This is a genomic window from Spirillospora sp. NPDC049652, from assembly GCF_040675125.1.
Classification (GTDB): Bacteria; Actinomycetota; Actinomycetes; order Streptosporangiales; family Streptosporangiaceae; genus Spirillospora.
In genome coordinates this window covers 1-9,576 of record NZ_JBFAOF010000202.1, presented here as the reverse complement: position 1 = coordinate 9,576, position 9,576 = coordinate 1, and the positions used below count along the sequence as shown (strand labels likewise).

The window sequence follows — 9,576 nt, the reverse complement described above, 5'->3', positions numbered from 1 at the left end:
GTGACGACCAGCGCCGCGAGCGCGCCGAGGCCGCCGAGCACCAGGACGCCGACGGTGATGTCGATGGTCACGAGCTGCCGGACGGTGTCCCGGACGTCCTTGAGGTTGCGTCCCACGACGACGACGTCGCCGCCGCGGGTGGTGAACGTCATGACCCGCCACACCGCGTCGCGGCCGGTGCCGTGGGCGGTGAAGATCTCGTCCTGGCGGCGCATCGCCTCGGGACGGCCGACCGGCGGCAGGGAGCGAGGGTCGACGCCGTAGCCCTGGTAGTTGATCGTGGGCAGGCCGTCGGTGCCGTCCGACCAGACCTGCAGGTACATGACGTCCGGCAGGTTCCGGGGGAAGTCGTGCCGCAGCGTGAGCCCGGCCTGGACCTTCTTGCCGGTGCTCTGCAGCTGCTCGTCGGCCTGCTGCATCATGTAGCCGCGCAGCGCCGTGCTGCCCGCCGCGCCCATCACGGTCAGCCCGAGGGCCACCAGGACGAGCATCCCGACGATCAGCTTCGCGCGCAGCGGCACGCGCTGGGACGTCCGGCGCAGCCGCGCCTGGAAGCTCCCGTGCGGCCCGTCCCCGGGCCCCGGCGGCCCGGCCTGCGCGGGCGGCGCGAAGCCCGCCGTCCCCCGGCCGAACGGCCCGCCGGGCCCGCCGGCTCCCCCTGGGACCGAGTGGTGGCCGGGCGCGCTCATCAGCCCTGGTCTGGCGGTTCGCGCAGGACGTAGCCGACACCGCGCAGGGTGTGGATCAGGCGGGGTTCGACGTTGTCGACCTTGCGGCGCAGCGCGGAGACGTAGGACTCGACGATCCCGGCGTCGCCGCGGAAGTCGTAGTTCCACACGTGGTCGAGGATCTGCGCCTTGGACAGCACGCGGCCCGCGTTGGCCATGAAGTAGCGCAGCAGCTTGAACTCGGTCGGCGAGAGCTGGATGACCTTGCCGCCGCGCCAGACCTCGTGGGTGTCCTCGTCCAGCTCGATGTCGGCGAAGACCAGCCGCGGCGGGGGTTCGGAGACGCCGCCGCGGAACCGCCGCAGGACGGCCCGGATCCGGGCGATGACCTCCTCCAGGCTGAACGGCTTGGTGACGTAGTCGTCGCCGCCGATGGTGAGGCCCTTGATCCGGTCCTGGACGGCGTCGCGCGCGGTCAGGAACAGCACGGGCGTGTGGTCGCCGCCGGAGCGCAGCCGCCGGGCGACGTCGAAGCCGTCGATGTCCGGGAGCATCACGTCCAGGACGATGAGGTCCGGGCGGTGCCGGCGCGCGGCCTGCACCGCGTCGGCCCCGTTGGTCGCGGTGACGACCTCGAAGCCGGTGAAGCGCAGGCTCCCGGCCAGCAGTTCGAGGATGTTCGGCTCGTCCTCGACCACCAGCAGAACCGCCTCCGGCGTCCTGCCCGCCATGGTCACCGTCCGCTCAGCCAATGAGAAGAACCCCCTCGTCCGATTCTCCCAGAGGTTCGCAGCCGAACCTGAAGGGACCCTGAACAGCGGCCGAGAGTCCCCCGAGGACGAGGTCGGCCCCCGGAGCCGGGGCTCCGGGGGCCGTCCCTCGCGTCTCGCGCCCGGCCGGTCAGCCGAACAGTTCGATGAACGGGGTGCGCGCGCTGCCGGAACTGGCCATGCCGACGCTCACGACGCCCTGGGTGCCGGGCCGCTGGTCGGCGTCCGCGCCGAGGACGCTGCCCTTGCGGGCCGGGCCGTAGAGCGTGCTCCAGGTCTTCCCGTTGAAGTGCAGGTAGCGGGCCTTGCCGTTGTTCTCGGCGGGCAGCACGACGACGCCGCCGCGGCCGTCGGCCGCCAGGCCGAGCCCGGCCGAGTTGAGCGGGGTGTTGAACGACTTCCAGGCCTTGCCGTCCCAGTGCAGCAGGGCGTTGGGGGTCTGGGCGGCCTGCGCGTCCTTGATCGCGTACACGCTGGTCGGGGACAGCGCGACGATCCGGTAGATGATCGCCTGGTAGGCGTTCAGCCCGAACTCGCCGGGCACGTTGATCCGCTTCCAGGTCTTGCCGTCGTAGTGGTACGCCAGGCCGGTGATCTTGCGGCCGTCGGCGGTGGTCGTCCCGGCGATCCACACGTCGGTGCGGCTCCGGACGTCCACGGTGGTGATCGTCGTCGACTTGGGCAGCGGCACCTTGGCGTCCACCCAGGCCGAGCCGCTCCAGCGCAGCACGGTGCTGATCCCGGCCGCGTAGGTGATGCCGGCGGTCGAGTAGGCCGTCCCGTCGGCCGCGGCCGACACCTGGAACGGCACCCCGACCAGCGGGTAGTTGACCTGCGCCCACTTGGAGCCGTTCCAGTGGATCGCCATGGGGTTCATGTACGCCCCGTAGCCGACGACCCAGGCGTTCTTGGCGGACGCGGCGGCGACGTCCATCGGGGTGAACTTCACCGGGCTCGCCTGCGCGGCCCAGCCCTTGGCCGTGTAGCGGGCGATGACGGGGTTCGGCTTGGTCACGGTGCCCTTGGAGCCGACCGCCCAGCCGACGTCCTTGGCCGCGAAGTCGACCCGGTCGAGGCTGCCCGAGTACTTCAGGGCGGCGCCGCCGTTGACGTTGCGCCAGCCCGCCGCGGAGGCCGCCGGAGCGGCGGCGAGGACGAGCGAGACGGCGCCCGCGGTCGCGACGGCGGTGCTGAGAACCGCGTTCCAGCGCATGGGACCCCACTCCCGAGAATGATCAGAACGCGAAAAGAGTACGGGAAGACTTACTAAGAAGTAAGACAAACCACGCCGAGGACCCAGACCGGACATCCTGCGACAGGGTGAACGGCAGGACGCCCGGGGACGGAATCCCCGGGCGTCCCGGACGAACCGCGCGGTCGCGCCGCACAGGCGAACCCGAGGGCCGCGCCGCTCGGGCGGCTGTCCCTCAGGCGGGTGTCACTCAGGCGGGTGTCACTCGCCCTTCCAGACCGGCTTGCGCTTCTCGGCGAACGCCGCCGGGCCCTCCTGGGCGTCCTTCGAGCCGAACACCGGCATCACGATCTCGCCCTGCCGCGCCCACGCCTCCTCGGCCGGCCACTCGGGCGACTCGACGATGATCTTCTTGGTGGCGGCGAGCGCCAGCGGGGCGTTCTCGGCGACCTTGAGCGCGAGCTCCTTGGCGGCGGCGAGCGCGCCGCCGGACTCGGTGAGCCGGTTGACGAAGCCGAACTCCGCCATCCGGTCCGCCGGGTACTTGTCGCCGGTCAGCGCCATCTCCATGGCGATGTGGTACGGGATGCGGCGCGGCAGGCGGAGCAGGCCGCCGGCCGCCGCGACCAGGCCGCGCTTGGGCTCGGGGAGCCCGAACTGCGCGTCCTTCGCCGCCACCACCATGTCGCAGGACAGCGCGACCTCGCAGCCGCCCGCCAGGGCGTAGCCCTCGACCGCCGCGATCAGCGGCTTGGCCGACGGCCGCTCCACGATCCCGGCGAAGCCGCGGCCCTCCACGATCGGGTTGTCCCCGGTCAGGAAGCCCTTGAGGTCCATGCCCGCGCAGAACGTGCCGCCCGCGCCGGTGAGGACGCCGATGGACAGGTCCTTGCGCGAGTCGAGGGTGTCCAGCGCGGCCGCGATGCCCTGCGCCACCGCGCCGTTGACCGCGTTGCGGGCCTCCGGGCGGTTGATGGTGACGACGAGGACGGCCCCGTCCTCCTCGACCAGTACAGCTTCGGACATTCAGGGCCTCACTTGGGCTGGAAGCGGATGCCGCCGTCGAACCGGACCGTCTCGCCGTTCATGTAGTCGTTCTCGATGAGCGAGCGCACCAGGTGCGCGAACTCGGCCGGCTTGCCCATCCGCTTCGGGAACGGCACCGGCGCGTACAGCTTGGCCTTGAACGCCTCGGCGGCCTCGCCCTCGCCGTAGATCGGGGTGTCGATGATGCCCGGGCAGACCGTGTTGACCCGGACGCCGATCGCGGCGAGGTCGCGGGCGGCGGGCAGCGTCATGCCGACGATGCCGCCCTTGGACGCCGAGTAGGCGAGCTGGCCGGTCTGGCCCTCCAGCGCCGCGATGGACGCGGTGTTGATGACCACGCCGCGCAGGCCGTCGGCGTCGGCGGGCTCGGTCTTGGCGATGGCCGCCGCGCCGATCCGCATCAGGTTGAAGGTGCCGATCAGGTTGACCTGGATGACCTTGGTGTAGCTCTCCAGGCTGTGCGGCGCGCCGTCGCGGTTGACGGTGCGTTCGGCCCAGCCGATGCCCGCGGAGTTCACGATGATCCGCAGCGGGGCGCCGGTGTCCACGGCCGCCTGGACGGCCGCCTCGACCTGCGCCGCGTCGGACACGTCGGTCTTGACGAACACGCCGCCGAGTTCGTCCGCGAGCGCCTTGCCCTTGTCCTCGTTGAGGTCCGCGACGACCACCTTGACGCCGTTCGCGGCCAGCTCGCGCGCGGTGGCCTCGCCGAGGCCGCTCGCACCGCCGGAGACGACGGCGGATACTCCGTTCAGGTCCATAAGCAGCACCTTACGTCAGAGACCGAATCTGGTTCGGGGTGATGTTACCCACAGGTCAGATTACGGTCTGGAGCGGGTCAGCGGGCGGGCGGGGTCGGAGTCGGCACGAGGCAGGTGGACGGCTCCTCGAACGCGCACCGGGCGGGCGGGCGCACCGGCGTGTAACCGGCCGGGACCCCGCCCCTCGCGATGATCGCGCGGTACGCCGCGACGGCGTCGGTCGGACGGCGCGCCAGCTCCGGGTCGGTCAGCGCGTCCACGGTGTAGAGGCCGAAGCGCGGCCGGTAGCTGCCCCACTCGTAGTTGTCGGTCAGGCTCCAGTAGTTGTAACCGATGACCTTGACGCCGTCCCCGATCGCGCGCTGCAGCCAGTAGACGTGGTCGCGCAGGTGCTGGGCGCGCGTGTAGCCGTCCGGGCGCGGTTTCCCGTCGTCGGTGACGAACCCGTTCTCGACGACGTAGAGCGGCAGCTTCGGCAGGCGGCGGTGGTAGTTGCGAAGGACGTGGTAGAGGCCGTCCGGCTCCGGGTCCACCTTCCACGGCCGGCCGTTGCCCGCGTTGAAGGCCGTCGTGTTGGTGACGCTCGCGCCGTAGTAGTAGTCGACGCCGACGAAGTCGAGCTTGTCGGTCACCTGGTCGAACAGGACGGCGTCCATGAGGCTGTTCAGGACCGTCCCGTAGGCGACGTTGCTCGACACCATCGCGCCCGGGTCGATCCTGTGGATGAGGTCGTACGCCGCCCGGTGCGCCTTCACCAGCGCGGCCTTCATCACGCCGCCCTGCGGGACGGTGAGGGGCGCGTCCGAGTACTCGTGCACCAGGTACTGGCTCGCCTCGTTGAAGGTGATCCAGATGACGCCCATCCGCCGGTAGCGGTGGACGACGAAGCGCGCCTGCTCCAGCCAGTCGGCGACCGTCCGCCGGTTGCGCCACCCGCCCTGGTCGGCGACCCAGCCGGGGTAGACCCAGTGGTCCAGGGTGAGCATCGGGCGCATTCCGGCCGCGCGGATCCGCCGGACGAGGTCGTCGTAATAGGCGAGCGCGGCGGGATCGCGATATCCGCGCCTGGGTTCGACCCGGGCCCACTCGACGGACGTCCGGAACACCTTCACGCCCAACGCGCGTGCGCGCGCGATGTCCTCCGGATAGCGGTGCCGGAAATCCACCGCCTTCTTGTACGGGTCTTTGATGCCGGACTTCCGGCGGGCTATGTACCGCGTCCAGTTGCTGTCCGGGAAGCTGCCCTCGGCCTGGAACCCGGACGTGGCCACGCCCCACAGGAAGTTCGCCGGGACGCGCGGCGCGCTCGCCGCGTCACCCCGCCCGGTCCGCGCGCCCTGTGCGGCCTGTGCGGCCTGTGCGACCGGCGTCGGAACGAGCGCGGACGACGCGGCGAGGGCGAACGCGGTCACCGCGGCCCGACGGTCGACGGGCGTTCCCGCCCCGGCCGTGGGCGGCCCGCTCCCGCCCGGTTCGCTCCCGCCCGGTTCACTTCCTCCGGGATCGGCCCTTCCCGACTCGTTTCTTCCCGCTTGGCTTCTTCCGGGCATGACGGCTCCCTCCGGGGCTCCCGCTTGCGATCACAGGCGCGGACGGGACGACCGTCAACCGGCGCGCCTGACCGGATGCGGTACCTAGTCCCCCCGGCGGACGGGTTGAGTAGCGCCGCCCGCCGGGCTACTCAGGCGCGGCCGCGCGGCGCGGGGGACCGTGGACGGCATGAACCTCCTCCAGCTCAAGGGCACGACGGCGGCGTTCTTCGTGCAGGCGATCCTCTCGTTCGTGATCTCGATGACGGCGGTCGCCGTCGGGATCGTGTTCCTGCCCGCGCCCTTGTGGGTGCGCGGCTTCCTCGCCCTCGGCACGCTCTACGTGACGACCTCGACGTTCACGCTCGCCAAGTGCGTGCGGGACCGGCAGGAGGCGGCCGCCCTGCCGCGGCCCGGCCAGGCCGGGTCCCCGCTGCCGCCGAACGCCCCGTACGTCGAGTCGGCGTCGGGGTCGTGGGGCTGATCCAACCGGGAATGGCCGGACCGGGCCACCGGACGCGCCGCCGGGAGGACGGCGAGACGGTCACAGAACGGCGTTCGCGTTCCGCGCGGACGCCGTTCTCACGCGTCCGGGGACGGGTGCCCGGCGGGTGCGCGGAACCGGACAACGAAGCCCGGGAAGGCCGCTTCCTCCGCGTGTCCCCGCATAGTGGCGTGGTTCACAGAACCATTACGAGCGGGCCGTTCCGCCTGTTGGGATAACCCTCGGTAATCACCCTTGGCTTGATCATAATCAACTTCCCCATTGCCCCTCATCGCAGCAATCTGAGACCTTTGTCCGCTCTCGAACGCGGCGGGCCGGTCCGGGATGAGCAGGGAAGCTTCGACTGGACATCACCCGTTCGCGCACCTCTCCGCCCGTCCTTCCGGAAGCGTGACCGGCGGACTACGGACGAGCACGGAGTTCCACGCCCGCCGGGCGCTCCGGCTACCGAGCGTCACCGGATGTCGAGCCCGAGAACACCCCGAAAGCCGTCGCGGGCGTTACGGGTGATGCAGATCACATCGCACGAATTCGGCCCGGAAAAGCGCAGGCAGAACCCCCGAAAGCCGGACCGTCGCGGCCCTTCGGACACGTCCGGCGACTGCCGAGATTTGCCAGCAAAGGCGAAGTCTGGCTACGTTCCTGCCGATCACGCGGCACGGACGCCGCCGACAACAGAACATCCCGACGCACGGCGGTCGCATCCCCCCGCTCGCACCGCCGACGTCAGCGCCGAGTCCGTGCAGTCCTGAAGCACGGAGCCGGACGCGGCCCCACCGGCGTCCCCCCGGATCCGCTCCAGCCTGGAGCGCCGACCGGGACGCGCCCGGGACCGCACCGCGGCCCGCCGAACCTCGCGGCCCCCTTCATCGCGAGCGGCGGACGAACCATGCCGCGCCGGCAGGCACCCCCTGCGATGTCTGGAGTAGTTCTGCATACCCCTCGATCCTTCAAGCCGCTGAAGCGTGCCGCCCTCACGGCCACCGCCTTCGCCGTCGCCGGTTCCGCCCTCGTGGCGGCGCCCGCGCACGCGGCCCCCGGTTCGCCGGTCACCAGCGTCAACGCGCTCGCGTCCCTCACCGCCAAGCAGCGCGCCGCCCGGCAGAAGACCCGGGCCAAGAAGGCCGTCACCTACGCCTACAAGCAGATCGGCGACCCGTACCGCTACGGCGGCACCGGTCCCGGCTCCTGGGACTGCTCGGGCCTCGCCGGAGGCTCGTGGCGCAAGGCCGGCGTGAAACTGCCGCGCACGACCCAGCAGATCTACCGTTCCGTCCACTACAAGGTCTCGTGGAAGGGCGCGGTCGCGGGCGACCTGCTGTTCTTCTACGGCGGACGCACCCACATGGGGATCTATGTCGGCCACGGCTACATGATCCATGCGCCCGGCTCCGGCCGGACCGTCCGCAAGGTCAAGCTCAACAGCTACTACAAGCGGGTGTTCAACGGGGCCGTCCGCCCCGGCTACTAAGCACCTCGCTCGGGAAGAAGCCGTGCACCGCCCCTCGGGGGCGTCGCACGGCTTCCTCGTTTCCGGACGGCCCTCGCCGAGGCGGGCACTCCGGGGGGCTCAGTTGAGCGGGGCTCAGGAGCGGGGTTCAGGTGAGCGTCGGGTAGTCGGTGTAGCCGCGGTGGTCGCCGCCGTAGAAGGTCGCCGGCTCAGCCTCGTTGTAGGGGCCGCCCGCCCTGATCCGCTCGGGCAGGTCCGGGTTGGCGAGCCACAGCTGGCCGAACACGACGGCGTCCGCGACGCCCTCGCGCAGCGCCTCGGCGCCGTGCTCCGGCCGCGCCGTGAAGGTCTCCGGCGTCGGGTGCGGGTTGAGCAGGAGTGTGCCGTCCCACACCTCGCGCAGCAGCCGCGTCCGCGCCCGGTTCCCCATCTCCATGACGTGCAGGTAGGCGAGGCCGAGCGGGTTCAGCTCACGCAGCAGCGCCTCGTACTGCGCCTCGGGGTCGCTTTCGCTGATGCCGTTGAGGGGCGATCCCGGCGAGACCCGGAACCCGACGCGGTCCGGCCCGACGGTGTCCGCGACGGCCCGCGCGACCTCCACGGCGAACCGGTTGCGGTTCTCTACCGACCCGCCGTAGGCGTCCGTGCGGTGGTTGCTGCCGTCGGCGAGGAACTGGTGGATCAGGTAGCCGTTCGCGCCGTGCAGCTCGACGCCGTCGAACCCCGCCTCGATCGCGTTGCGCGCCGCGGACGCGAACTCCTTGATCGTCAACGCGATGTCGTCCAGGGTCATCTCGCGCGGCGCGGGGTGTTCGAGCATGCCCTGGTCCGGGGTGAACAGCTTCGCGCCGGACGCGATCGGGGACGGCCCGAGCGGCAGCGCGCCGTCCGGGTACAGGTACGGGTGGCCGACGCGGCCGGTGTGCATGAGCTGCGCGACGATCCGTCCGCCCGCGGCGTGCACCGCGCCGGTCACCTCGCGCCAGGCCTCCACCTGCCCGTCGTCGTGCAGGCCCGGCGTGAACACGTACCCCTGGCCCATCACACTCGGCTGGATGCCCTCGGTGATGATCAGCCCTGCCCCGGCGCGCTGCGCGTAGTACTCGGCGGCGAGCCCGGTCGGCCGGCCGCCCTCGCCGGCGCGGCTCCGGGTCATCGGGGCCATCACGAGGCGGCTGGGCAGTTCCAGCCGGCCCACGGTCACCGGCGTGAAGAACTCGTCCATGGTGTTCAGCTCCTGCGTTCGTCGCGTGTGCGTTCCTGCTGGTCATGAAGGTAGGAGCGGGGAACTACGGGGCGAATCCGTAAGACTTCGGTAGTTGTCCCCGTAAGTTGGTTCCGTGCTCTACGGGAGGGACGCCGAGCGGAACCGGATCGCGGAACTGCTGGACGACGCGCGCGACCACGGCCGCAGCGGCGTCCTGCTGCTGCGCGGCGAGGCGGGGATCGGCAAGACGGCGCTGCTGGAGTGGGCCGCCGAGGCGTGCGCGCACGAGCGCGTCCTGCGCCTCACCGGATACGAGGCCGAGCAGAACATCGCCTTCGGCGGGCTCAACCAGTTGCTGTGGCCCCTGCGCGAACGCCTGGACGCGCTGCCCGGCGCCCAGGCGGACGCGCTGCGCGCCGCGCTCGGGCTCACCGGGGCCGCGCCGGG

9 protein-coding genes and 1 pseudogene are annotated in these 9,576 nt (G+C 71.5%); 3 read left to right on the top strand and 7 right to left on the bottom strand.

Annotated elements, in window-relative coordinates; genetic code table 11:
• From AB0J52_RS15840 to AB0J52_RS15815, 6 genes and pseudogenes are all read right to left on the bottom strand, one after another.
• A pseudogene (locus AB0J52_RS15840) lies at nucleotides 1–689 on the bottom strand (hypothetical protein); the annotation flags it as partial.
• Nucleotides 689–1,399 carry a response regulator transcription factor gene (locus tag AB0J52_RS15835; RefSeq protein ID WP_253883801.1) on the bottom strand — a complete coding sequence of 237 codons (711 nt, stop codon included), beginning with the start codon at nucleotides 1,397–1,399 and terminating at the stop codon, nucleotides 689–691. The gene AB0J52_RS15835 and the pseudogene AB0J52_RS15840, both read right to left, overlap by 1 nt.
• A 169-nt stretch (nucleotides 1,400–1,568) precedes the next feature.
• Nucleotides 1,569–2,651 (bottom strand): hypothetical protein, encoded by a 1,083-nt coding sequence (locus tag AB0J52_RS15830; protein ID WP_500182309.1) that lies wholly within the window; start codon nucleotides 2,649–2,651, stop codon nucleotides 1,569–1,571.
• A 240-nt stretch (nucleotides 2,652–2,891) separates the two neighbouring features.
• Nucleotides 2,892–3,656 (bottom strand): crotonase/enoyl-CoA hydratase family protein, encoded by a 765-nt coding sequence (locus AB0J52_RS15825; protein ID WP_500182308.1) that lies wholly within the window; start codon nucleotides 3,654–3,656, stop codon nucleotides 2,892–2,894.
• A gap of 8 nt (nucleotides 3,657–3,664) precedes the next feature.
• The gene (locus tag AB0J52_RS15820; RefSeq protein WP_500182307.1) at nucleotides 3,665–4,438 is read right to left on the bottom strand and encodes an SDR family oxidoreductase; all 774 of its coding nucleotides are present in this window, start codon (nucleotides 4,436–4,438) and stop codon (nucleotides 3,665–3,667) included.
• Between the two features lie 77 nt (nucleotides 4,439–4,515).
• On the bottom strand, nucleotides 4,516–5,850 hold the full coding sequence (locus AB0J52_RS15815; protein WP_500182306.1) for a glycoside hydrolase family 1 protein: 1,335 nt from the start codon (nucleotides 5,848–5,850) through the stop codon (nucleotides 4,516–4,518).
• A 307-nt stretch (nucleotides 5,851–6,157) separates the two neighbouring features.
• Here AB0J52_RS15815 and AB0J52_RS15810 point away from each other — a divergent pair, with 307 nt between their 5' ends.
• On the top strand, nucleotides 6,158–6,451 hold the full coding sequence (locus tag AB0J52_RS15810) for a YiaA/YiaB family inner membrane protein (protein ID WP_500182305.1): 294 nt from the start codon (nucleotides 6,158–6,160) through the stop codon (nucleotides 6,449–6,451).
• A gap of 937 nt (nucleotides 6,452–7,388) precedes the next feature.
• Nucleotides 7,389–7,943 (top strand): C40 family peptidase, encoded by a 555-nt coding sequence (locus AB0J52_RS15805; RefSeq protein WP_500182304.1) that lies wholly within the window; start codon nucleotides 7,389–7,391, stop codon nucleotides 7,941–7,943.
• A gap of 127 nt (nucleotides 7,944–8,070) precedes the next feature.
• On the opposite strand, the gene AB0J52_RS15800 is transcribed toward AB0J52_RS15805, so the two are convergent.
• Nucleotides 8,071–9,147, bottom strand: coding sequence for an alkene reductase (locus tag AB0J52_RS15800; RefSeq protein WP_500182303.1), 1,077 nt, complete (start codon nucleotides 9,145–9,147; stop codon nucleotides 8,071–8,073).
• 115 nt (nucleotides 9,148–9,262) lie between these two features.
• Between AB0J52_RS15800 and AB0J52_RS15795 the strand changes: the two genes are divergently transcribed.
• A partial coding sequence (locus AB0J52_RS15795) for an ATP-binding protein (protein WP_500182302.1) occupies nucleotides 9,263–9,576 on the top strand: 314 nt, incomplete at its 3' end.

Coding starts and splice junctions, on each gene's coding strand:
- AB0J52_RS15835 (WP_253883801.1), bottom strand. CDS start 1,399: ATGGCGGGCAGGACGCCGGAGGCGGTTCTGCTGGTGGTCGAGGACGAG.
- AB0J52_RS15830 (WP_500182309.1), bottom strand. CDS start 2,651: ATGCGCTGGAACGCGGTTCTCAGCACCGCCGTCGCGACCGCGGGCGCC.
- AB0J52_RS15825 (WP_500182308.1), bottom strand. CDS start 3,656: ATGTCCGAAGCTGTACTGGTCGAGGAGGACGGGGCCGTCCTCGTCGTC.
- AB0J52_RS15820 (WP_500182307.1), bottom strand. CDS start 4,438: ATGGACCTGAACGGAGTATCCGCCGTCGTCTCCGGCGGTGCGAGCGGC.
- AB0J52_RS15810 (WP_500182305.1), top strand. CDS start 6,158: ATGAACCTCCTCCAGCTCAAGGGCACGACGGCGGCGTTCTTCGTGCAG.
- AB0J52_RS15805 (WP_500182304.1), top strand. CDS start 7,389: ATGTCTGGAGTAGTTCTGCATACCCCTCGATCCTTCAAGCCGCTGAAG.
- AB0J52_RS15800 (WP_500182303.1), bottom strand. CDS start 9,147: ATGGACGAGTTCTTCACGCCGGTGACCGTGGGCCGGCTGGAACTGCCC.